The organism is Candidatus Caccoplasma merdavium, from assembly GCA_018715595.1.
Classification (GTDB): Bacteria; Bacteroidota; Bacteroidia; order Bacteroidales; family UBA11471; genus Caccoplasma; species Caccoplasma merdavium.
The window spans coordinates 50,254-73,242 of record DVLI01000022.1; the positions used below are offsets into that span (position 1 = coordinate 50,254).

At 46.0% G+C, this 22,989-nt stretch carries 21 protein-coding genes and 1 tRNA gene; 11 read left to right on the plus strand and 11 right to left on the minus strand.

Annotated elements, in window-relative coordinates; translation table 11 throughout:
* Positions 1-12: 12 nt before the first annotated feature.
* Entirely contained in the window at positions 13-699 is a 687-nt protein-coding gene (locus IAD09_07700; GenBank protein ID HIT82103.1) for a response regulator transcription factor, read from the minus strand.
* Between the two features lie 464 nt (positions 700-1,163).
* Between IAD09_07700 and IAD09_07705 the strand changes: the two genes are divergently transcribed.
* Together IAD09_07705 and nspC are read left to right on the plus strand one after the other, a co-directional pair.
* A complete protein-coding gene (locus tag IAD09_07705; GenBank protein HIT82104.1) occupies positions 1,164-3,506 on the plus strand; it encodes a UvrD-helicase domain-containing protein in 2,343 nt (780 codons plus the stop codon).
* Between the two features lie 10 nt (positions 3,507-3,516).
* On the plus strand, positions 3,517-4,656 hold the full coding sequence (gene nspC / locus IAD09_07710) for a carboxynorspermidine decarboxylase (protein HIT82105.1): 1,140 nt from the start codon (positions 3,517-3,519) through the stop codon (positions 4,654-4,656).
* A gap of 471 nt (positions 4,657-5,127) precedes the next feature.
* Here nspC and mltG read toward each other — a convergent pair whose 3' ends face one another.
* On the minus strand, positions 5,128-6,180 hold the full coding sequence (gene mltG, locus IAD09_07715; protein ID HIT82106.1) for an endolytic transglycosylase MltG: 1,053 nt from the start codon (positions 6,178-6,180) through the stop codon (positions 5,128-5,130).
* Positions 6,181-6,346: 166 nt separating this feature from the next.
* On the opposite strand from mltG, the gene IAD09_07720 reads away from it, so the two are divergent.
* Positions 6,347-6,433: transfer RNA gene (locus IAD09_07720), tRNA-Ser, on the plus strand.
* A gap of 652 nt (positions 6,434-7,085) precedes the next feature.
* Here the strand turns inward: IAD09_07720 and vsr are convergent.
* The 7 genes from vsr to IAD09_07755 all read right to left on the minus strand — a co-directional run bounded on the left by vsr (position 7,086) and on the right by IAD09_07755 (position 14,599).
* Entirely contained in the window at positions 7,086-7,523 is a 438-nt protein-coding gene (gene vsr / locus IAD09_07725) for a DNA mismatch endonuclease Vsr (protein ID HIT82107.1), read from the minus strand.
* A 2-nt stretch (positions 7,524-7,525) separates the two neighbouring features.
* Positions 7,526-9,166 carry a TIGR02391 family protein gene (locus IAD09_07730; GenBank protein ID HIT82108.1) on the minus strand — a complete coding sequence of 547 codons (1,641 nt, stop codon included), beginning with the start codon at positions 9,164-9,166 and terminating at the stop codon, positions 7,526-7,528.
* A gap of 3 nt (positions 9,167-9,169) precedes the next feature.
* A complete protein-coding gene (locus IAD09_07735) occupies positions 9,170-10,228 on the minus strand; it encodes a DNA cytosine methyltransferase (GenBank protein ID HIT82109.1) in 1,059 nt (352 codons plus the stop codon).
* Positions 10,229-10,243: 15 nt separating this feature from the next.
* The gene (locus tag IAD09_07740; GenBank protein ID HIT82110.1) at positions 10,244-11,311 is read right to left on the minus strand and encodes a HaeII family restriction endonuclease; all 1,068 of its coding nucleotides are present in this window, start codon (positions 11,309-11,311) and stop codon (positions 10,244-10,246) included.
* Complete coding sequence (locus tag IAD09_07745) at positions 11,277-12,269, minus strand: DNA cytosine methyltransferase (protein ID HIT82111.1); 993 nt, start codon at positions 12,267-12,269, stop codon at positions 11,277-11,279. The genes IAD09_07740 and IAD09_07745 overlap by 35 nt, the downstream gene beginning before the upstream one ends.
* Complete coding sequence (locus IAD09_07750) at positions 12,253-12,546, minus strand: helix-turn-helix transcriptional regulator (GenBank protein HIT82112.1); 294 nt, start codon at positions 12,544-12,546, stop codon at positions 12,253-12,255. Before IAD09_07750 ends, IAD09_07745 begins: the two co-directional genes overlap by 17 nt.
* A gap of 820 nt (positions 12,547-13,366) precedes the next feature.
* Positions 13,367-14,599, minus strand: a complete 1,233-nt coding sequence (locus IAD09_07755) for a site-specific integrase (protein HIT82113.1) — start codon at positions 14,597-14,599, stop codon at positions 13,367-13,369.
* 371 nt (positions 14,600-14,970) lie between these two features.
* Between IAD09_07755 and IAD09_07760 the strand changes: the two genes are divergently transcribed.
* From IAD09_07760 to IAD09_07790, 7 genes are all read left to right on the plus strand, one after another.
* Positions 14,971-15,255 (plus strand): LysO family transporter, encoded by a 285-nt coding sequence (locus tag IAD09_07760; protein ID HIT82114.1) that lies wholly within the window; start codon positions 14,971-14,973, stop codon positions 15,253-15,255.
* Positions 15,245-15,865, plus strand: a complete 621-nt coding sequence (locus IAD09_07765; protein HIT82115.1) for a lysine exporter LysO family protein — start codon at positions 15,245-15,247, stop codon at positions 15,863-15,865. Before IAD09_07760 ends, IAD09_07765 begins: the two co-directional genes overlap by 11 nt.
* Before the next feature lie 209 nt (positions 15,866-16,074).
* The gene (locus IAD09_07770; protein HIT82116.1) at positions 16,075-17,028 is read left to right on the plus strand and encodes a D-2-hydroxyacid dehydrogenase; all 954 of its coding nucleotides are present in this window, start codon (positions 16,075-16,077) and stop codon (positions 17,026-17,028) included.
* A 147-nt stretch (positions 17,029-17,175) separates the two neighbouring features.
* Positions 17,176-17,388 carry a hypothetical protein gene (locus IAD09_07775; GenBank protein ID HIT82117.1) on the plus strand — a complete coding sequence of 71 codons (213 nt, stop codon included), beginning with the start codon at positions 17,176-17,178 and terminating at the stop codon, positions 17,386-17,388.
* Positions 17,389-17,734: 346 nt separating this feature from the next.
* Positions 17,735-18,778 carry a LacI family DNA-binding transcriptional regulator gene (locus IAD09_07780; GenBank protein ID HIT82118.1) on the plus strand — a complete coding sequence of 348 codons (1,044 nt, stop codon included), beginning with the start codon at positions 17,735-17,737 and terminating at the stop codon, positions 18,776-18,778.
* Positions 18,779-18,826: 48 nt separating this feature from the next.
* Entirely contained in the window at positions 18,827-19,738 is a 912-nt protein-coding gene (locus IAD09_07785; GenBank protein HIT82119.1) for a dihydrodipicolinate synthase family protein, read from the plus strand.
* A 35-nt stretch (positions 19,739-19,773) separates the two neighbouring features.
* On the plus strand, positions 19,774-21,261 hold the full coding sequence (locus IAD09_07790; protein HIT82120.1) for a sodium:solute symporter: 1,488 nt from the start codon (positions 19,774-19,776) through the stop codon (positions 21,259-21,261).
* Between the two features lie 201 nt (positions 21,262-21,462).
* Here IAD09_07790 and IAD09_07795 read toward each other — a convergent pair whose 3' ends face one another.
* Both IAD09_07795 and IAD09_07800 read right to left on the minus strand, forming a co-directional pair.
* Positions 21,463-22,005 carry a lysophospholipid acyltransferase family protein gene (locus tag IAD09_07795; GenBank protein ID HIT82121.1) on the minus strand — a complete coding sequence of 181 codons (543 nt, stop codon included), beginning with the start codon at positions 22,003-22,005 and terminating at the stop codon, positions 21,463-21,465.
* Between the two features lie 12 nt (positions 22,006-22,017).
* Positions 22,018-22,293, minus strand: coding sequence for a hypothetical protein (locus tag IAD09_07800; protein ID HIT82122.1), 276 nt, complete (start codon positions 22,291-22,293; stop codon positions 22,018-22,020).
* Between the two features lie 426 nt (positions 22,294-22,719).
* Between IAD09_07800 and IAD09_07805 the strand changes: the two genes are divergently transcribed.
* On the plus strand, positions 22,720-22,989 hold a 270-nt coding region (locus tag IAD09_07805; protein HIT82123.1), incomplete at its 3' end, for a hypothetical protein.

The following is a 22,989-nucleotide window of genomic DNA, read 5'->3' on the forward strand; positions in this document are numbered from 1 at the left end:
GGGAAGGGGAGTTTATGCTGTTTCGGGGGGCGTGAGTTTGTAGCCGAATCCGTAGACCGATTTTATTTCGATGTCGGCACCTGCTTCCGAGAGTTTGCGGCGGAGGTTTTTCATCTGGGCGTAGACGAAGTGGAAGTTGTCGGCCTGGTCGGCGTGGTCGCCCCACACGGCTTCGGCGAGAATCGACTTGTCTACCACATGGTTGGGCCGTTGCATGAAGAATCGCAATATGTCGAACTCTTTCTTCAAGAGTTCCACTTCTTTCCCGTCGATTCTCACGCGGCAACTCTCGGGGTCGAGCACGACGTTGCCCAAGGTTATTTCGAGACGGCCATCGTTGCGGCTGCGGCGCACGACGCTCTTGATACGGGCTTTGAGCTCGGCCGTGTGGAATGGTTTCGGCAGGTAATCGTCGGCACCGAGTTCGAGCCCGAGAATTTTGTCGTCGAGGGAGTCGCGGGCCGAAATGATAATCACGTTGTCGCGCTTGCGCAAGGCTTTCAGTTGTTCGAGCAGTTTCAATCCGTTACCGTCGGGCAGCATGATGTCGAGCAAGATGCAGTCGTAGCTGTATCCGGCAATTTTTGCATCGGCCTCGAAATAGGTCGGTGCGCATTCTACCACATACCCTTCTTCCCGCAGGGCGCGTGTCATGATTTCGCGCAGGGAAGGTTCGTCTTCGATAATCAATATCTTCATAATCGTGTAGTTGTCAGGGGTGATTGGCGTGCGGGACGCAACAAGCCGACACACCGGTTCATACAAATGTAACGAATAAATTTTGTAGAGAAATTGAAATCGGGAAATATCTTTTGCCACCGCTCTTTTCTGCGACGGCATTTGTTTCCGGTTCGGCCGGCGTGGGGGGATAAAAGGCGAATCGGGAATCTGCTCGCGCAGACTCCCGACTCTGAATTCATCACATTATGCTTATTAAGTGCTAGAGAAGCTACGCTCACGCGCCACTATACCTTAAATCTCTGTTTGTCTTGCTTCATGAGTAAAACATCACTCGGCATGAAAAAGTTCGCAGGAGATTCATTTTTTCCGGGAAAAACTTTTCAATGGATAAAACTCCCGGAGAAGAAGAAAGTTCTCGGCCGGAATAGTTTTTTTCGCCCATTCTCCTTACCTTTGTCGGGAAACAAACGAAAGACAGAGGCGTGGAAGAAAATTTTTTGCAGGAACTCAACGACCAGCAGCGCGAAGCGGTCCTTTACAACGACGGCCCCTCGTTGGTCATTGCCGGTGCAGGGTCGGGCAAGACCCGTGTGCTGACCTACAAAATAGCCTATTTGTTGGCTTCGGGCAATTACAGCCCTTATCAGATATTGGCCCTCACGTTTACCAACAAGGCGGCTCGTGAGATGAAGGAGCGCATTGCCTCCGTCGTAGGCGGAGCTACCGCCGCCCGGTTGTGGATGGGCACCTTTCACTCGATATTTTCCCGCATTCTGCGCACCCATGCCGAGCGCATCGGCTTCAATCGCGATTTCACGATATATGACCAGGCCGACTCCCGCAGCCTCATCAAGACCATCATCAAGGAGATGATGCTCGATGATAAAATATACAAGCCATCGACCGTGCAGGCCATTATCTCCAATGCCAAGAATGCGCTGGTGACCCCCTCGGCTTATGCTGCCAACGCCGCCTTGTATGAGGCCGACGTGCGATCGAAACGCCCGCTCATTCGCGACATCTACAAGACCTATTGGAACCGTTGTGCCCGGGCCGGCGCCATGGACTTCGACGACCTGTTGCTCTATACCAATATCCTTTTCCGCGACAATCCCGACGTGCTGGAATTTTATCAGAACCAGTTCGGATATGTCCTGGTCGACGAGTACCAAGATACCAACTTTGCCCAGCACCTTATTGTCAACCAGTTGGTGAAGAGTCATCACCACCTCTGTGTCGTGGGTGACGATGCGCAGAGCATCTACTCTTTTCGCGGGGCCAACATCAGCAACATTCTCAATCTGCAAAAGGAGTATCCCGATTTCAGAATCTTCAAGCTCGAACAGAACTATCGCTCCACCCAGACGATTGTCGCCGCTGCCAACAGCCTCATCGCCAAGAACAAGGAGCAGATACCCAAACATATTTTTTCGCACAACGCCGTCGGGACCAAGATACCCGTTCTCAGCGCCTATTCCGACTTCGAGGAGGGCTACCTCATCGCCAACCGCATTGCCACGATGCGGGTGGCTACGGCATCGGATTACTCCGACTTTGCCATACTTTATCGCACCAATTCCCAGTCGCGCATCTTCGAGGAGGCGTTGCGCAAGCGGAATATCCCTTACCGCATCTACGGTGGCCAGTCGTTCTACCAACGCAAGGAGATAAAAGATGTCGTGGCCTATTTCCGCCTGACGGTGAATCCGGCCGACGAGGAGGCTCTCAAACGGGTCATCAACTATCCGGCCCGAGGCATAGGCAATACCACGGTGGCAAAAATCATGGCTTGTGCCGAGACGCACGCGGTGTCGTTGTGGGACGTCGTGAGCCGCCCCGTAGAGTATGCTCTTGCCGTGAATGCCTCGACACAGAACAAGTTGATGGCTTTTGCCGAGCTGATACGCTCTTTCGTGGCGCTCAACGAGACCTCCACAGCCTATGACCTGGCCGATGCCGTGGTGCGTCGTTCGGGAATCATGGCCGATATCTATGCCGACCATTCGCCCGAGAACGTGAGCCGTCAGGAAAATGTGCAAGAGCTCCTCAACGGCATACAGGATTTTTGCTCCTCCCGGCGTGAAGAGGGGCGTGAGTCGGCCTCTCTTACCGACTTCCTGGCCGAAGTGTCGCTGGCAACCGACCAGGATAGTGACGATTCGGGCGACGACAATCGGGTGACGTTGATGACCGTGCATGCCTCCAAGGGTTTGGAGTTCCGACATGTCTTTGTCGTCGGCCTCGAAGAGGAGTTGTTCCCGGCCGCCATGGCGATGGGCACTGCCCGTGAGCTCGAAGAGGAACGCCGCCTGCTCTATGTGGCCATCACGCGGGCCGAAGAGACCTGCCTGCTCTCCTATGCCGCCTCGCGTTACCGCAACGGCAAGCCTACGGCATCGCCTCCCAGCCGGTTTATCCGCGACATCGATCCGGCCTATCTCATTCTGCCCGATGGCGCAGCCCACAGTTCGTCGACCCGTGAATACGGATATGCCTCTTCGCGCGTCACACCGTCATACGCCGCTGCCGACTCCCGACCCACAAACCCCACCGTGACGATGACGCCATCGTCACCGCCGGCTGCGTCGAAGTGGGTGCGCATCGAGACTTCGGCCGCACCATCGGTCGCTCCGTCGGCGACAAGCGCGGCCGGCGACCCCGACGGCTTGGCCGTGGGGGTGCGCATTCGTCACGACCGTTTCGGCGAAGGGCAAGTCTCGGCCATCTCGGGCGAAGGCGACAATCGCAAAATCACGGTCGATTTCGACCATGTGGGACAGAAACATCTCCTGTTGAAATTTGCCAAATTTACCATACTCAAATAATCTCACGGCTATGATGGATATTCACCAAGTACCCTCACCCTGCTATGTCCTCGACGAACAGTTGTTCCGTCGCAACCTTTCTCTTATCCGTTCGGTCAAAGACCGCGCCGGCGTCGATATTATTTTGGCATTCAAGGCTTTTGCTTTGTGGAAGGCATTCCCCATAGTACGGGAGTATATCCCTTCCTCCACGGCCAGTTCGCTCTTTGAGGCTCGCCTTGCCTACGAAGAGATGGGGTCGCCGGCACATACCTATGCCCCGGCATACAGCGACAAGGAATTTCCCGAAATACTCTCGTACAGCAGCCACATCACCTTCAATTCGCTGTCGCAGTTCCACCACCATTATCCCGCGGTGCAGGCTTCGGCGCACAAGGTCTCTTGCGGATTGCGCATCAATCCCGAGTATTCCGATGTCGAAACCGCCCTTTACAACCCTTGTGCTCCCGGAAGCCGACTCGGCGTGACGGCTGCACTCCTGGGCGATACCTTGCCCGAGGGCATCGAAGGTCTCCATTTCCATACGCTGTGCGAATCGTCATCGTATGACTTGGAAAAAACCTTGCAGCGGGTCGAGCAGCGTTTCGGGCATCTCTTTCCCCGTTTGAAGTGGCTCAACATGGGCGGCGGTCACCTTATGACCCGGCAGGGGTATGACGTGGAGCACTTGGTGTCGCTGTTGCGCGACTTCAAGCGTCGCTATCCTCACCTCGACATCATTCTCGAACCCGGCAGCGCGTTTGCCTGGCAGACGGGCGTGCTGGTGGCAACGGTCCTCGATATTGTCGAGAATGCAGGCATTCGCACCGCTATTCTCGATGTGTCGTTTACCTGTCACATGCCCGACTGTCTCGAAATGCCTTACAAACCTGTCGTGCGCGGGGCTCTCGAACCCACTCCCGGCAAACCGACTTACCGCTTGGGCGGAAATTCCTGCCTCAGTGGCGATTATATGGGCGATTGGTCGTTCGACCACGAGTTGCAGGTGGGTGAGCGCATAGTCTTTGAAGACATGATACACTATACGATTGTGAAGACGACGATGTTCAACGGCATCTCGCACCCGTCCCTGGCTCTTTGGGGCGCCGACGACAAGCTCACGATATGGCGCGAATATACCTATGAAGATTACAAGCATCGCATGGCGTGATGCTTACTGCGCCGTTTTTCTGGAAGAAAGTGCCTTTTTACGGAGAGGTATTGGTTAAGAAATGTTGAATTTCAAGTTTTGATTAAGTTAATTTCTTAATTAAGTAAAAATAAGAAACGAATTTATGCCGCGAATGAACACGATTGAAAAATAGTTGCTATATTTGCTTCGTGTTTTTCATGGTATTAAATTTAAGGTTAACAAAGATTGGTTGTCGTGAGACAATCAATTTTTTTTTTGCTCCATTTTTGAAAAACCGATTTCCCCTGTTTTGTAAAATGGCTCCCAAGCCCAAGTTTTTGAGGTGTTTACATTGTTGAATCGTGAACTCCTCTTGCCCGGTAAGAGTCGTTTTTTTGAGATTGTGCGGTGTCGTTTTTTCCGGACTTTCGCGAAGAATGGCAACGCAATGCTTGCCTTTTCCCTCACCGTTGCAAGATGGCTATGAGGGAGTAGGGTGCAGGTCGGAATTTATTTCATGATTCTCAATTCGTTCAACGCCTTGTGGTAGAGGCGGGCGTTGTAGTTGTGCTCGGCCAGCGTGGCGGCAAAGTTGTGGCGCCCCGACATGTCTTCTTTGGCACACATGTAGATGTAGTTGTTCTTGTCGTAGTTGAGGACCGCTTCAATGGCTCGTTTCGAGGCAATGCGTATGGGGCCAGGAGGGAGGCCGTAGTTTTTGTAGGTGTTGTAGGGCGAGTCGATGCGCAGGTGCTTCCTGAGTATGCGTTTGATGCCGAAGTCACCGATGGCAAATTTGATGGTAGGGTCGGCTTGCAGGGGAATGCGCTTTCTCAACCGGTTGATGTAGAGCCCCGCAATGATAGGCATCTCGTCGGCGATATTGGTCTCCTCTTCGACAATCGAGGCGAGTGTGGCGACCTCTATGGGGCTGAGGCCCGCTTTACGCGCTTTCTCGCGACGTTCGTCGGTCCAATACCGTTCATATTCGCGTTCCATGCGGTCGAGCAGACTCTTGGCCGAAATGTTCCAATACACATCATAGGTGTCGGGCAGGAGCATGGCGGGAATGTTGTCGGGCGTAAAACCCTTTTCGGAGCAATAGGCTTCGTCGTTCATGACCGCCAGCAGCTCGTCGGCCGATAGCATGAGTTGGCGCGACATCACGCGTGCGAAGTCTTCCTTCGTGCGCAGGTTATGAAAGGTGATGCGCACCGGAGAGGCATTGCCGGCGATGAGCAGGTCATAGACCTCCACGACGTTCAAGTCTTCGGGAATGCGGTAAGCACCGGTAAAGACATAGGGCGGGAAACCCTTGGTGCGCGAGAGACGGCGCAGTCGGTCGATGCTCGACTGGGGTACCTTGTCTTGGATTTGGGCGACAATCGAGTCGAGGGTAAATTCATTCCCGACATATACGGTAATCTCTTTTGGGGAGAAAGAGTCGAAACGGTAGCGTTTTATGACGATGCAGCCGGCGATAATGCCTATGTTGATGATGACGAGCAGCGCGATGGCGAGGTAAAGACGTAAAGTCCCTTTTTTTGAACGGGTTATTGTCATGGTGTTGCTTGAATTAAGAAAATTCTCAAAGGCAAAGATAATTATTTTTATCGCGAAAACGCCATTCGGCAATATTTTGTCGCGAAAATATTTGCAGAAAACAAATTTGTGGCGTACATTTGCACACCGATTACGGCAGGGAAGCTCCTCACAGAGTAATCCGAAGGGAAGGATGGGTGAGTGGCTGAAACCACCAGTTTGCTAAACTGACGTACCCGAATGGGTACCGGGGGTTCGAATCCCCCTCCTTCCGCTCTAATCGCAAGGCTCGCTTCCAAAGAGGCGAGCCTTTTTCTTTTTCGCATGACAAGCGGGAGCGTGCCATGCGCCGGTAATCCTCTTTTTCTATGGACTCCATCGATGGGTGCATGTCGTTTGGCAGAACAGCTGCAAGTTTCGTGGATTTTCGCTTTTGTTTGTGCGGTGCTCGTTTCCCCTCTTCCTGAGTTTTGAAAAGTCCGAAGTTTTTTTCTCCTTTTTTATCTCGGTGACCCGCGAAAAATTCTCTTTATGTCCAAAACTGTTTAGCCTCACGGTTTCAGCTACCGCCTTTTAGAGGTTTTTATGAATATTTATTTGCAAAATATACAAAACTGTTCTATCTTTGCCCCGTCAATCAGAATGCACATGAACCAATTATTTGTTACATACAGCACCAAGGTTGCGTTGCGGGGAAAGGCGCCCTGCTGCGGTAACTTCATCGTGTGCGTGCATTGGTTCAGCGGTTTTATTTAGTCTCCCTTTCCTTTTTATTTTAGATTTTCAACGGTTTGACACAATCGTTTGAAGAATAAACATTTAACGGAGTATTCGATAAACAGTGGTAACGATTTGGAAATCAAGCGAAATTCTGTGATTTGCCGTGTATAACTATCAAATAACTCTTTACACTACAAAATTATCTATTATTGGTGGGAAATACAATCTTTAACTGTTAATTCTTCTACTAAATTTTGCAGAGTATCTTCTTGCTCTTTTGAATTTAATTGACATTGCCATATAACAAACACTTTATATCCCATTTGTTCTAATTGCATTTGCTGTTTTTTATCTCGTTCAACATTTGACGATATTTTATTTCTCCAATAATCAACATTTGAACTTGGAAGAGTAGCAGCTTTACAATTCTCATGTCCATGCCAGAAACATCCATTAACAAAAATAACGGATTTATATTTAGGTAACAGTATATCCGGTTTCCCTGGTAATCGTTTATCGTTTACGCGAAATCTAAAACCATGAGCAAATAAATATTTCCTAACTAAAATTTCTGGCCTTGTGTTTTTACCAGAGATTTTAGACATTATAATGGATCGTTTTTCTTTTGAGAATATATCCGACATGATTATTCTAATTTTTCTGCATCATCCAGTCTTCTGAATAAATGAGATATTAGACTTAATATATCCAAACAGTCTTTTTCAGAGAATAAATTTGTAGTTTTTAATTCCTTTTTTTCTTCATGAGCCAATGGATTCCTAACACCTGCCATTAGCCCCATTGACATAAACTTTTGTCCGTCTTCTATATTTTCTTTAGTACTATCAGAAAAATCACTTCCATCTATCCTCTTATACTTCGAGGTCACAGATAATTTTGCATTATTTTTACCAAAAACAGCCCCCATTAAAGTTTGTCCATCTGTTTTTAATCCAGAGACTTTTTGTATCATTGTTTCATAGCGTTTAATCGCCTCTTCTACAGCCCTGTAAAAATCTGCATTTTTATAATCTTCATAGGATGCATCTTTAACAGTTGAATGCATATGCCTCCAATGATAATTGGCATATTCAGGTATAAGCGCATGAAGCATACCGACAACTTCAGTTTGTTTATCATCAGCTAATTCCGAATTTTCTACAACATTATTCACTATATTTTCTACTCCTGATTTAACATCAGAAGGTAGTTTTCCATACCAATCCTTTATGTCTATTTGCACCTTACTGGAAATTCGCTTTTGCCTTTCTATCTTTCGTTTATTTCTCCAGTCCCTTTCAATTGCAGATAACAATTGTTTGAGATTTACTTGTAATTCTGATGTTACTGGCAAATCCCAACTTAACGATTGCCTATCGGTAGAGATAACATCTTCTTCTAATTCATCAATAAAATCAACATTGAGCCATCCTGTTAAATACGAATAACCATGACTAGATTCCCCAACTCCGAAAAATTCAGGAGCATTTACCAAGCGCCCGTGAGCAAACAGCGTTATACCCCTAAGTCCTGGTTTCAAAGGCTTTTCTGTCGCTAAAATACGCCCAATGACATTGTGACTTTCCAAATATTCGTTTTTCACGTCTTTATTAGGAATATCCCAACTAATCTGAGGCAGCAAATTTTGATATTTTAATTTATTGTCAACCAATACTTCATCTTCTTCATTGTATGATATATATACTTTAAATGTATCATCAAAGAAATTGAATAATTTAGAAAGACTAATTGCTAATCCGTCTTTATCAAAATCGGATTTTCGCTTTAAATCATCCAATTCTATAATAGTTCCATTTTGTTTAGCATCACATTCCGATATTGAAAATTTAGGCTCATATTCTTGACTATTAGTACTCATCAACTCTACCCAGCTTAAAGTAAATCTTACACACTGCCCATTTTGACAAGTAGTAATACGAATTGTATCTCCTATTCCAAAAAAAGCAAGTTTTCCCAAACCTTTCCTTCCTGTTACTTTCCGCATGCCGTTAGGACTTAAACCATTATCATCCGCTCTACGCTTACGTCCAATTCTCAAAAAATTATTGTTAATTTCATCGAAGGACATTCCAATCCCATCGTCAATAACAGCAATCCTTTTGTTTCCGTTATCATTATACAATTTAACATGGACTGTATGCGCTTCTGCATCATATGCATTTGCAATAAGCTCTGCAATTGCATTCGGTAAAACCGAATACATTTTAATTCCCAAATGCTCAATTGTATGCGGGTCAAAGCTCATTTTCAGTTTCGGAGATTCCATAGATTATATATTTGTTGATATAATAGATATTCCTAATCTTCTAGCATATTCACAAGGTACAGCATTACCGATTAATTTAGCTGTAGCAGCAATACTGTTGGTTTTAAAAACATAATTCTTTGGAAAAGTTTGTAATGTGGCTCCTTCTCTTAATGATATAGCACGATCCTCTTCTGGATGTCCAAAACGACCATTTGAAATGCTGTAAAATTTTGTTGTTATTGTTGGAGCAGGTTTATCCCACCACATTCGACCAAATGTATCTTTGAAACTGTCATCTTTACCAATAAAGCATGGCAATTGCAATTCCATATCATTTGCCCAATCAAGTCGACTGCCTCCATCGTGTTTTGTTCTTGATATTCTTTTCAAATTTATATCACTAAGACCAGCCGTGGTATGATTGAAATCTGACAAATCTTTATTTCCTGCAGGTATTTTGGGAAAACCGTTGGCAGTGCCCAAAAAATCTTTTAAAATTGAGGTTGTACTATCTTCATTAGGCATTTTCAGATTTAATCCCGATATGCGAGATGCAATTAAAGAAAATCGTTTTCTGCTTTGAGGTACTCCATATTTACTCATATCAACAACTTTGTAAATGATATTTTCATATCCAAGACCTTTTAACTTATTCAGGAAATATGGTAATATGCTATTTTTATTTGTCATTATACCCGGTACATTCTCAACAAGAATAAATCCAGGTCTATAATATTCAACAAAACGGGCAAAATTCTTCAATAGGTCTTTGGATTTCATTGATTTCTCCTTATCGGTATTGATTATGCTATAATACTGACATGGGCTACATCCTACCAAAATAAGATTGTCATCATAAGGTTTAATTGCATATTTCCTTTCAAAAAAGTTACTACGTAATCTTTTTATATCAGCTTGTATAAATACACTTTGGGGATTATTATGTTCATATGTCTCTTTTGCATCTGCATCAAAATCAACGCCTGCAATTACATCTATACCTGCTTGACGCAATCCACAAGTCATACCACCTCCACCACAAAAGAAATCTATAGCTCGAAATTTATTGTTTGACTCCATATACATTAAGCTCTTTTAATTATTACTCCAAATATCATTTAGTAAAATGGAATCATAACTTCTGCTATGTTTGAAATCATTAAAGTCATCAAAATTGGTTGCAGGAAATTCCAATAAGATTTCATCATATAAAATTGATAAAACTTTATCACCTATTTCTTCGGCAAAAACTCCTCTAAGTGCTTTCTCATACCATAATATTAAATCATTTTCTGTGACGATACTTTGAATTTTAGATTTCCATCCAATTTGTGTTAAAAGCGAAACAATTAGTTTTTCTTCGGAATTTTTACATACAATAACGATTCTATCGGAAGATACTGATGATACTATATTTTCCGCAAGTTCTTCTGTCAATGATAAATGCTTTATCTGAATAGCCATACCGAAATTAGCCCACATATCTAATCCTCTATCGGCGGCATTGGTAACTCCAACACGATTTATTCGAGCTTTGACTGTTACCGTTGAACGTCCCTTTGATAATCCGATTACACGTTCGGCAAAATCGGAGAATTCTTCCAACAATTTTTGTTTTGTCTTATCGGCTTCAATAGTAACCGTAACTTTAAGACAGTCTATAAGAGCTGAAAATAAAGCATATACTACTATTTCATATATTTTATCTATACTTCTCCTCAATCCAGGTTCATTCCAAAAAAGATTGATAAATTCTATAACTTGAAAACTGCTTTTATCATGTGTATTACAATAATCCAAACCGCTTGACATTTGTGAAAAACGTTGTTCGAAGCGGTCGTAAATATATTTTTCTACGATTCCATTATTTTTCTTGTTTTCAGCTCCTAATACTTCAAGAACCGAAGGAGGTACTGCATTTTCATTAAAGACATCATCTTGATACCTTGCCGACGATGTGGATGTCCTTCCTAAAAAGCGCAAGCAGACTACATCACGCCATCTCTTTGATGCATTTCTATAAGTTTCCAAATCTGCTAAATCAATATCTCCATAAATTCTATCTCGATATAAAATTTCTGCGATTTGAATAGGCTTATATAAATGTACTCTCCCTTTAGATATGATTTTATCTAACGCTTGCTTCGCTTCCAATATGGTCATAATCTCCAAATAAATTAAGTTCTTTATATTGTACCTTTTTTTTCTGTTCATTGAGTGCTTTAATCATCTCCCCTGCAATAGCATATATAACAGGAACAGACACAGAGTTTCCAGCAACTTTTCGTGCTTGTGAATAAGGAATGTTTATAACAAATGAGTCCGGAAATCCTTGAAGTCGCAACATCTCACGTGAGGTTAAACGTCTTTCTCCGTTTACAACTAAATAATTATAACTCCCCCCAGCTCTTAACGCACAAGAATATGGCAATGGAGATATATTTCCTCCAATATTCTCGTGCCAAATAGAAGGCCTAGGTGGAATGCTTTTAAGAGCAGAGAGGCGTTTTTGCCTCATTGCTTCCGACAGAAAATATGAAGTGGGGATATCCTCATCTTTTTCTAAAATTTCGGATAGTGGCTTAAAATATCCCAAAGGCTTCGGAAATTTAAACTGTATAGGACTTCTAAAGCCTACAATATAAATTCTTTCTCTCTTTTGAGGAACTCCAAAATCTAATGAATTAAAAACTTTATGATATACTGTATACCCCAATTTGTTCAATCTGTCCAAAATTACAGCAAAAGTATTTCCGTTATCATGGGTTGTGAGCCGTTTTACATTTTCCAACAAAAATGCTTCAGGTTGTTTCGCTTTAAGTATTGCTTCAATATTAAAAAACAATGTTCCTCTTGTATCGGCAAATCCTAAACCTTTACCTGCTATACTAAAAGGCTGACACGGAAATCCTGCTAACAAAATATCATGATCAGGGATATCTTCGGGATTTATATCATTAATGTCTCCAAACGGCTTCTCATGGAAATTCGCTTCATACATCTTTTGAGCATATTTATCCCATTCAGAAGAAAAGACATTTCTGCATCCATATGCTTCGAATCCTAAACGAATACCACCTATACCAGCAAATAAATCTATAGTTCTATATATTTTGCGCATAGTTCAAAATTTTTTCATTCACAACATTAAGTATATCTTGCACATTGCTTTCACAGCTAACCACTTCATAAACCTTATCAGCAAGCCATAATTTAATAAGTTCTTTTTTATCAGCGTTTAACACATAAGCAATTACTTCAACCTGTTCCCTTCTTGCTTTCCTTTCGCCTCTTTCTATTTTGCAATAAGTCGCAGTATCAATATCTAAGGCCGCTGCTAATTGTCGCTGTGGCATCTGATTCTGAATACGAAGCTCTTTAATACGCTCTGAAAACATAAATTTACCCTTTTGTGTCTTGACATTATTTGGCAAAAGTACAAATAATATTTGAGCCATAGGCTATATTCCCAGACCTTTTTTATGCTGACCTTTCCGACTTTGGAGGAAAAGATTCCAGCAAGTAGTTTTGGGGCACCGAAAACATTTCGGGTGCCCCAAAACACAACTTGCCATGTTCGTTTGAACATAAGATTTGAGTATGGAAATCACGACTGAAAATAGAAGAATTGTCTTTGATAAGATGCTTGTTTGAGATTGGTCATATTATTTGTTTCTACCAACAAATAACGGTCGGTCGGTTGGTTGGTTTACCCAATTATTGGCTAGCATCATGGTCGGTTGGTCTCTAAGCCGTCAAGAAAAAAACGGTTAATAGAATTGCAGGAATGAGCAGCACCTTGCCTATCGGTAAAGCACGACATTCCGACAAGGCGAAAACGGTGTTCCAAAAATATCGCCAAAAGAAAAAGATTATTTTCTGGAGGGAGTGCAGTTTCCCGTTTGCCACCATTTTATTGTGTCCTATAAAAACACCTCCCTCGGTTTTGAATGAAATTCTATAAACAAATAATGATAGACATATATGCCTATTCAATAGTTTCGTCTTTGACGATTCTTTTCCGTCAGTCGTTTGTTTCCGTAGCCGTCATCGTCCATTGTACAGACGTGAAAGGGAAAAGGTTTTCGGGCTGAATACACTCTGAAAGAGGAAGATTCTGCCCGAAACGGCACAGCCGCCTGACCTTTTCCCTTTCAATAAAGTCTGTACTAACTTAATGGACGAGCAAGGAAACAGGCGACTGACGGTCTGTAATTTTCATATCGACCTACAAATGCTTTTCTCCATATCTCCCAATTTTTCAGAGAGTTGTTCCATGTCCTGACTTATCTTTTGGGCGGTTATCTTTGCGTAGATTTGGGTCGTCTTTATGTTGGTGTGCCCCAACAGTCTGCTTACGGTTTCAATCGGTACTCCGTTGGATAATAAAATGGTGGTCGCCGCTGAATGTCTTGCAACATGATAGGTCAGATGGGCTTTTATACCGCACAATTTGGCAATGGTTTTCAACTTCTTGTTGCAAGTCGTATTGCTCGGCATAGGGAATACCTTGTTGTCCTTTGTCATGCCTTTGTACTTCTCTATGATACGTCTGGGTACATCTAACAGACGGATATTGGATTCCGTGTTGGTCTTCTTTCTTCGGGTGATAATCCAAATGTTTCCGTCAAAGAATGTCTGCAAATTGTCATTGGTCAGGTTCTTGACATCGGAATAAGACAAGCCAGTGAACGTGGAAAACAGGAACAAGTCCCTGACAAGTTCATGTGTCTTGTCGGGCATCTCGGTGTCCATCATTGTGTGTATTTCCTCTTTCGTGACATATCCTCTGTCCACACTTTCGGGAGAGTTGATATACCCAGCAAAGGGATTGAAAGGCAGACGTCCGTCATTCCGCGCTATGGAAACGATGTGTTTCAGCACAATCATGTAGCCCCATATAGTATTGGTACGGCATTTCTTTTCAGTGCGCAGGAAATACTCGAAGTCGTTAATGAAAGAGAGGTTCAACTCTTTCAGAGGAATATCCTCACGTTTGTAGGTATGAGGCAGGAACTCACGGATATGTTTGCAGACGGTCACATAACGCTGGAATGTTCCTTTTGCCCTGCTGTATCCTACTTTCTTGGCAAACTCGCTGTTGTGCTGGTCAAAAAGTTTCAATAAAGTCTCCTGCTTGACACCGATACCGAGATAGGCATCTTTTAACTTGGCGGCAGTGACATACCCATCAGTCTGCATCAGCTCTTGATAACGGCGGTTTACTTCCACCCGGATTTTATCAACGGCAATGTTGATTTTCTGTGCTTCGATGCTCTTGCCCGAGGCTCTGTTGTTTTTCACGTCCCACAGACGCAAAGGTACATCCATCTTGCAGCTGAACTGCTTGATTTCTCCGTCCACCGTAAGGCGGCACATCAAAGGCAGGTTGCCATTAGGCTTCTCGCTACCTTTCTTTACGTAGAATAATACTTTAAAGGTACTTCGCATAACTCACTTTTTTATGGTTACAAAATTAATTCATAGTGAGTTACAGACAGTTATGACAAATAATGCAAATTGCAGAAATATAGCCACTTAGCAACACGTTTTGACTGTATCACTCGGTAATGATGTGGTAACTGAACATTTGCATCATTACGCTATATTACAGATTCCTTCAGCCTTTCATTAAGAGAGAAATGTGGCGTAATAGCCACATTCTCAACCAATTTTCTGTATTTCTCCGCTTTCTATTACTTCGTTACGTGTTTATTTTACGCTGTACCCGTTTTGTCGCAAGACAGGGGCGGGGAGGAGCGATGTAGTCTCGTTGGCTCGATGGGCCGACCGGTTGTCTTACTATAATAATAAGGAAAATCATGTTCACAGTTATATCGGTTATCGTGGCCGGTGTAGTTGCCGGCTATCTTTTTAAGCGTGTGGCCTTTTTGCAGAAGGTCGAGAAAAGCATTTCCTGGACGGTGCTTTTATTGCTTTTTGTCATGGGCGTTTCGATAGGCTCCAATCCGTTGATTGTCGATAATTTGTGGAATTTTGGCGGGCAGGCGGCTCTGTTTGCCCTGCTTGCCATTGTGGGGAGTTTGTTGGCATCGCTCATGGTGTTTCGATTGTTTTTCAAGAAAGGAGGCGATGATGAAAAGTAGTTTGGCCGTAGTGGCATTTTTTTGCGTCGGCTGTTTGGTGGGAGCCTTCGGTCACATTTCGGTCGACATGCACGACATTTCGATGTATGTGCTCTATGCGTTGTTGTTGCAAGTCGGCATCAGCATCGGCAGCAACAGACAACTCAAAGAGTTGATAAGGAGTTTGCGCCTCAAAATGCTGTTGGTTCCGATGGCGACCATTTCGGGAACCCTGCTTTTTTCGTGTTTGGCCGCTTTTGTTTTGAGCCGTTGGAGCCTTTCCGAATGTCTGGCCGTGGGAAGTGGTTTTGGATATTACTCCCTTTCGTCAATACTCATCACCCGGTTCAAGGAACCGTCGCTCGGCTTGCAGTTGGCATCGGAGTTGGGGACGATAGCCCTGTTGTCGAATATCTTTCGAGAGATGATTGCGCTGTTGGGAACCCCGTTCTTCCGAAAATATTTTGGCTCCCTGGCTCCTATTTCCGTAGCCGGTGTGAACTCTATCGACGTGTTGTTGCCTTCGATTGTCCGTTATTCGGGAAAGGAGATGATTCCCATTGCCATATTCCATGGCATCATCATCGAGTTGAGCGTACCGCTTTTCGTTTCGTTTTTCTGTCAGTTATGACGACAGGAAAAGACAGGTATGACCGATGGGCATAGTAAAACCGCCCATCGGTGAATTTTTAGATGCGACAGTTTGCCGGAAAATTTTTTTTTGAGCGACCTTTGTCGTATGAGTGGAGCGCCTCTCTGTGTCGTAGCATTCGATGCCCGAGACTTTCCGACGGTGCCGGGTGTTACGAACGAGACGGTGCATAGTCAAACAAGCATATTATGAAAATTGTAATTTTGGACGGATACTCGGTCAATCCCGGAGACCTTGACTGGAATGCGCTGCAAGCCATGGGCGAACTTGCAATCTATGATCGGACAGACCCCGCCGATATTGTGGAACGTTGCTGCGGTGCCGAAATCGTGTTGACCAATAAAGTGCCTTTCACGGCCGAGACGATAACCCGGCTTCCCGATTTGCGTTACATCGGTGTGTTGGCAACCGGTTACAACATCATCGATACCCGGGCCGCAGCCGCCCGGGGAATTGTGGTGACCAATATTCCCGCTTACAGTACCGAGTCGGTGGCGCAGATGGTCTTTGCCCACCTGCTCAACATTACAAACCGTGTCGGTGAATATGCCTTGCAGAATCGCGCCGGTCGCTGGTCGCGCAGTGCCGATTTCTGTTATTGGGACGCGCCGCTTGTCGAGTTGTCGGGAAAACACATGGGAATCGTCGGTTTGGGTCACACCGGGCAGGCGACCGCCCGCATAGCCCAGGCTTTCGGTCTTACGGTTTGTGCTTATACGTCCAAGGCCGTCGAACAGTTGCCCGGCTACATACACAAGGCGTCGCTCGACGAACTTTTCTCGGAGTGCGACATTGTCAGCCTCCACTGCCCCCTCAATGAGCAGACATTCCATTTGGTCGATGCCGAACGCTTGAAGATGATGAAACCCTCGGCCATACTCATCAATACCGGGCGCGGCCCGCTCGTCGATGAGCAGGCTGTTGCCGAAGCGCTCAATGAGGGACGTCTCGCCGCATTTGGTGCCGATGTGCTCGATGTGGAACCGGCGCGAGCCGACAACCCTTTGCTTACGGCACGCAACAGTTTCCTTACACCCCACATCGCGTGGGCTACCTATGAGGCACGGAAACGCCTGCTCGACATCTGCGTCGAGAACGTTGCGGCCTTTATGGCCGGAGCGCCGATTCATGTCGTGGCCTGAGAGGGCAGCCTCCCGTATATTTGATTTTTTTCGAAATGCTTTTTGCAGAATTGCCGCATATCGTTGCGCCCGGCTCTCACTGAGAGGGAAAAACCATACGATGTGAACACCGAGGCCTCTTGGGGGGGATAAGGAGAAACAGCCGGTATGTTGAGACGATGCTGCATTTGTTTTTTTCTATTGAGTGCACTACTCCCTGTGATAGCTGCCGAGACTTGCCCCGGCACGGGGCAGGTCATCGGCAAGTTGTCGCGAGAGCCTGTCCCTTATACCGGAGTTTCGGAACAGCCCGATGTGCCGGTCAGTACGGGAGTCATAGAAAATCCCGACGCGCCCGAGACAGGCAGAGGTATAAGATGAAGTGTGTCAAGCTCAGCAGCGGGACGTTGGTACCGGCCATCGGTGTCACGGTGCAGTTTTAGAAATTTTCCTCATGACAGGCTCGGTGCCTTTAACGCATGGCGTATGGCGTCTTCCGTGGGCATGAAGGGCCGTTGTTTTTCATATTTACCCTCTTGGTCCGAGGAAAGGGTAGGGGCAGGCCGCTTCTCTCCAACGCTCGATGCGGGTTTTTGAGGGATAGCTCCTTGTCCTTTTAACGAAGAGTTTGTGAAATAAAAATGCTTTTTCTAAAAAAATCCGAGCGAAAAAATTTGTTTATTAAAACGTTTTAATTACATTTGCGAATAGCCTTACAAGAGTTGACATGCGACAACGTAGAGTTACCATCAAAGATATTGCCACGGAAGCGGGAGTTTCGATAGCCCTCGTGTCGTTTGTCATGAGCAACCAAGACGGGAAGGAGACCTATCGGGTAAATAAGGAGACCGCCAAACGTATCCTTGAAGTGGCCGAACGCCTCAATTACCAGCCCAATAATGCCGCCCGTGCCCTGCGGAGCGGCAAGACACGCGCCATCGGGGTCATCGTTTCTGATATTTCCAATAAATTTTTTGCCGATATAGCCCGTTGCATCGAAGACAAGGCGTTCAAATACAAATACACGGTGCTTTTCGGGAGTACCGATGAAAGTGCGAAAAAGTTGGAAAATCTCATCGATGTTTTTCTCGATAAGGGAGTCGACGGCCTCATTATCGTCCCTTGCGATGGAGCCGATGAGGCGATTCGTCTTGTGGCCGGGCAAGGTCTCCCGGTGGTCTTGATTGACCGCGAAGTGACGGGCGCCGAGTTGAACAGCGTGATTTTGAATAATGTCAGGGCCGGTACGCAGGCAACCGAAATACTCTTGTCGCAAGGTTGCCGTCGTATCGAAATGATTTCATACTCCATGCGCGTCAGCAATATTCGAGAACGCGAGGAGGGGTATCGTTTAGCTATGGAAAATGCCGGCTTGGCTACTGAATGTACCATTCACCGCTTGCGTTTTGGAAAACTTGAACGAATGACCGAAATCATACGTTCCGCCAAGGAGCATGGTGTTGAAGGGCTGGTTTTTGCCACCAATACCTTGTCGATTGCCGGACTCAAGGAGATTACCCGCAATGGCTTGCGCATTCCCGAAGACTTTTTTGTGTCGACGTTTGACTGCAACGAGGCTTTTGAAATCACCAATACCGACATCGCCTATGTGCAGCAGCCTGTCGAGCAGTTCGGTTCCGAAGCTATTGATTTACTCATCAGAATCATCGAACAGAAAGAGAAACCCATGATTCACACGCGCATCATTCTTTCGCCCGAGTTGGTCGTCAACCGTAAAATCCCGGCGGCATTTCGGGTCGGAGAATCATGACGTGTTTTCAATATCTTACAAGAACTTAATATTTACATATCCATGAAAATGCAAAAACTGAGGGGAATTATTCCCCCGATGATTACCCCGCTTAACGGGAATGATGAACTCGATTACGAAGGTACTGAACGTCTGACCGAACATATCCTTGCAGGAGGTGTGCATGCACTTTTCCTTTTAGGTACGACAGGAGAAGCCCAAAGTCTTACCTATCGTTTGCGATATGAATTTGTAGAACGGGTATGTAAGCTGGTCGATGGCCGTGTCCCCGTATTGGTGGGCGTGACCGATACCTCACTCGATGAGAGCGTGAAATTGGCGGCTCATGCGGCGAACTGCGGCGCGGTGGGCGTCGTGGCTGCACCCCCTTATTATTTTGCTCCGGCACAACAGGAGTTGATTGAATATTATACGGCCTTGGCCGACAAATTGCCCTTGCCGCTGTATCTTTACAACATGCCGTCGCATGTAAAAGTTTTCCTCGAACCGCAAACGGTGAAGACTTTGGCCGACCATGCGAATATCGTTGGCCTCAAAGACAGCTCGGCAAACATGACCTATTTCCAGACGTTGCTTTATCACTTGGGACAGCGTGATGATTTCTCCCTCTATGTCGGCCCCGAAGAGTTGACGGGTGAAAGCGTCCTCATGGGGGCGGCCGGCGGAGTCAATGGCGGTGCGAATATTTTTCCCGAACTCTATGTCGGCATGTATAATGCCGCGAGCGAGCATGATATTGAGCATCTGAGAGAGTTGCAGCGTTGCATCATGCAGATAAGCACGACCATATACACGGTTGGAAAATACGGTTCGAGTTATTTGAAAGGTCTTAAATGTGCTCTTTCTTTGTTGGGAATTTGCAATGATTACCTTTCTTATCCCTATCAGAAATTCCGTAATGAAGAGCGTGCGCGCATACGTCAGGCCCTTGAAGCCCTGGGAGTAAAATGCCGGGAATAGACTTGTCGAACAGAATTCATCATAACTCGCTATAAATGGAAATTACAATACTCGATTACATCGTTTTCTTCGTCTTTGTGGGAGGCGTGGCCTTGTTTGGCTGCTCGTTCTATTTCCGCACCCGCAACGATGCCGCGGCATTCACGGCCGCCAAAGGTTCCCTGCCTGCCTGGGTGGTGGGCATGTCGATTTTTGCCACCTTTGTCAGCAGCATCAGCTTCCTGGGATTGCCCGGCGATGCCTATAAGGGAAATTGGAATCCCTTCGTGTTCAGCCTTTCGATACCGGTAGCCACCTACCTGGCTGCCAAGGTCTTTATTCCGCTCTATCGAAGCATCAACAGCGTATCGGCTTATCATTATCTCGAACAACGTTTCGGATATTGGGCCCGTTGTTATGTGGCCATTTGCTATTTGCTGACCCAGTTGGCTCGTGTAGGGTCGATACTGTTGCTCTTGGCCTTGCCGCTGAATACGATGTTCGGTTGGGATATTTCGACCATCATCATCTGGACGGGTATCGTTACGCTGGTCTATTCCCTTTTGGGTGGAATCGCCGCTGTGGTTTGGACCGACGCCGTGCAGGGAATTATCCTGATTGTCGGCGCCGTAGCCTGTGCGGCCATTCTCACCTTTACGATGCCCGAAGGCCCCGGACAGCTCTTTGAGATTGCTTCGGAGCACGGAAAATTCAGTCTTGGAAGTTTCGGTGCCAGTCTGACCGAACCCACCTTCTGGGTCGTGCTGATATACGGTCTCTTTGTCAATATGCAAAACTACGGTATCGACCAGAATTATGTGCAGCGTTACATGACGACGAAATCGTTGGGTGAGGCGGTGAAGTCGACCCTCTTCGGCGGGTTGCTCTACATTCCCGTTTCCCTCGTTTTCGTTTACATTGGGACGGCGCTGTTTTCATACTATACGGCTCAGCCCGACTTGTTGCCGGCTGGGACGCCGGCCGACCAGGTGTTTCCCTACTTCATCGTGCATGGGCTGCCTACGGGACTCACGGGACTTGTGATTGCTTCGCTCTTTTCTGCCGGAATGTCGACCATTGCCACGAGCATCAACTCTTCGGCAACAATCGTCCTGACCGATTTTGTGCGGCGCCTCTCCCAAAAGGAACTCACCGAAAAGAAAAAGATGGCCGTCCTCTATGCGACCTCGTTTGTCGTGGGGGCATTGGGTATCGTGGTCGGTTTGCTGATGATGAGCATCGACGGTGTTCTCGATGCCTGGTGGAAACTCTCTTCGATATTCAGCGGCGGTATGCTTGGCCTTTTCTTGTTGGGGCTGGTTTGCAAGACGGTGCGGCGTGCCCATGCCGTGGTGGCTGTCATCTTGGGCCTTCTCACGATTGCCTGGATGAGCCTTTCACCGCTTATCAACGAGGGCTCGCCGTTCTATTGCCTGCGCAGTCCGTTGCATACCTACCTTACAATAGTTTTCGGTACGACGGTCATTTTCCTGGTCGGATTCTTGCTGACCAAACTGTCTTCCTTGAAAAAGAAACCTGAGTAATTTTTCACGATACGTGAGGTGGGAGGGAGAGTTCTTCTTTGAAACCTCCGCGTCATATCTGATGTTGAAACAGCCGCCCTTTGGGGCGGCTGTTTTGCATGGAGCGGTTTTGATGGGTTTGGTCGCGCTTCGAGTTTCCCGCTTGGGCACATTCCGATGTAAGAACTGCGGGAGCGGACGGGAACGTCGGGCTCGACTCTTTCAGAGCATGAAATTCTCGGGGTGCTTTCCTTGGCGTCCCGCATAGAACGCCTTTATTTCGTCCATGTCCCGTTCTACATTGCCCGAGGGGACGATGGCGCGTGTGAGGCCGATACGTTTCTCCTTGTAGTCGATGTATGCCAGTACGATGGGCACTTGCGCTTTCAGGGCGATATAGTAAAAGCCGAGTTTCCAATTACGATTGGGCTTGCGTGTCGCTTCGGGCGTGATGGCGATGGAAAGACGTTTGCTGTGGGCGAAGCGTTCGGCCAGTTGGTCGGTGAGCGAAGAGGTGCTCTTGCGGTCTACCGCAATGCCACCCATGGCTCTGAACAGGCTGCCGAGCGGGAAAAAGAACCACTCCTTTTTCATCAAGAAGCCGGCTTTCCTTCCCAGCGAGCCATAAGCCAACTTGCCCCATATAAAATCCCAGTTGCTGGTATGAGGGGCAACGCAGATCACGCATTTGTCAAAGTCGGGCAGGGTGACTTCGAGTGTCCACCCGGAGAGTCGCAAAATGCCTTGGCAGAGGCGTTTTGTCATAAGCAAAGCCGATTATTCGCCGATTTCTTTCAGAATTTCCCCGATAGCGGCATCAAAGTCCTGTATCAGTTTCTTATAGTAGGCTTTGACCAGTTTGGGGGAGTCTTTCCCGTCGGTTCGGTTGGCACGGCGGATATATTCATCTTGAATGTCGAGAATGCGGTTGATTAATGTTTCGCATTTTTCTGCGGGCATCTCTGTCGTATATTCTTTCAGGAACAAGCATTCATTCACCAATTCGGTGGTGATGAAATTAATCTCATGCTTTAAGTCTCTTTTGTTGGCCATGGCGATAAGTTTTAGTTTGTTGTTTGTGAGGGCGTGTTTGGCGAAAGTGCATTTGGGGGAATACTTTGTTTCGGCACCCTTTTTGGCAAAGATAGCAAAAGAGGTGGGTAAAAAGCAAAACTTGTTTGAAATTTTTTGCCGAACCAACACCTCTCATTTACAAAGATAGTGAAAGATTTTAAGATTTGGGAAAATAGGGATTCTTATTACATGATGTAAAAAAGACTGACATTCAAGAAAAGATGAAAATTTTTTTTTGTCTGCAAGAAAAAAAATAGCTAAAAGTTTTTTGATTTGAGAAATATTTTATATACTTGCAAGTAAATAAGCTGTTGTATCACATTTGCTAAAACGTTTTACGTTATTTAGAAGTGTAGAGACAAAAAAAATTCCATTTCATATTATTTTCACCTTAAATCTTGTTACATGAAAAAGATCTTTACTTTCTTTACTGCTGCGCTCCTGGCTATGTCGGTGAGTGCGCAAGTGAACTCTACCCGTGTGGAGCTTTCGCCATTGTATGCTGATGCCGACAACTCGACGAACACGACCTGGAAGTTTGTCAATACCGACATCACCATCACCAACAACAGCTCGAAGAGCTATGCGTCGGTCGATCGTTTTGGAGACCCCACCGGAACGGGAGACACTTGTGAAATATCGTTCTTGAAGATGTCGAAAGACGTGCTCTTCAAA

Coding starts and splice junctions, on each gene's coding strand:
- IAD09_07760 (HIT82114.1), top strand. CDS start 14,971: ATGTTCACAGTTATATCGGTTATCGTGGCCGGTGTAGTTGCCGGCTAT.
- mltG (HIT82106.1), bottom strand. CDS start 6,180: ATGACAATAACCCGTTCAAAAAAAGGGACTTTACGTCTTTACCTCGCC.
- vsr (HIT82107.1), bottom strand. CDS start 7,523: ATGTCGGATATATTCTCAAAAGAAAAACGATCCATTATAATGTCTAAA.
- IAD09_07755 (HIT82113.1), bottom strand. CDS start 14,599: ATGCGAAGTACCTTTAAAGTATTATTCTACGTAAAGAAAGGTAGCGAG.
- IAD09_07770 (HIT82116.1), top strand. CDS start 16,075: ATGAAAATTGTAATTTTGGACGGATACTCGGTCAATCCCGGAGACCTT.
- IAD09_07780 (HIT82118.1), top strand. CDS start 17,735: ATGCGACAACGTAGAGTTACCATCAAAGATATTGCCACGGAAGCGGGA.
- IAD09_07765 (HIT82115.1), top strand. CDS start 15,245: ATGAAAAGTAGTTTGGCCGTAGTGGCATTTTTTTGCGTCGGCTGTTTG.
- IAD09_07785 (HIT82119.1), top strand. CDS start 18,827: ATGCAAAAACTGAGGGGAATTATTCCCCCGATGATTACCCCGCTTAAC.
- nspC (HIT82105.1), top strand. CDS start 3,517: ATGATGGATATTCACCAAGTACCCTCACCCTGCTATGTCCTCGACGAA.
- IAD09_07790 (HIT82120.1), top strand. CDS start 19,774: ATGGAAATTACAATACTCGATTACATCGTTTTCTTCGTCTTTGTGGGA.
- IAD09_07745 (HIT82111.1), bottom strand. CDS start 12,269: ATGCGCAAAATATATAGAACTATAGATTTATTTGCTGGTATAGGTGGT.
- IAD09_07775 (HIT82117.1), top strand. CDS start 17,176: ATGTTGAGACGATGCTGCATTTGTTTTTTTCTATTGAGTGCACTACTC.
- IAD09_07730 (HIT82108.1), bottom strand. CDS start 9,166: ATGGAATCTCCGAAACTGAAAATGAGCTTTGACCCGCATACAATTGAG.
- IAD09_07735 (HIT82109.1), bottom strand. CDS start 10,228: ATGGAGTCAAACAATAAATTTCGAGCTATAGATTTCTTTTGTGGTGGA.
- IAD09_07800 (HIT82122.1), bottom strand. CDS start 22,293: ATGGCCAACAAAAGAGACTTAAAGCATGAGATTAATTTCATCACCACC.
- IAD09_07750 (HIT82112.1), bottom strand. CDS start 12,546: ATGTTTTCAGAGCGTATTAAAGAGCTTCGTATTCAGAATCAGATGCCA.
- IAD09_07740 (HIT82110.1), bottom strand. CDS start 11,311: ATGACCATATTGGAAGCGAAGCAAGCGTTAGATAAAATCATATCTAAA.
- IAD09_07700 (HIT82103.1), bottom strand. CDS start 699: ATGAAGATATTGATTATCGAAGACGAACCTTCCCTGCGCGAAATCATG.
- IAD09_07795 (HIT82121.1), bottom strand. CDS start 22,005: ATGACAAAACGCCTCTGCCAAGGCATTTTGCGACTCTCCGGGTGGACA.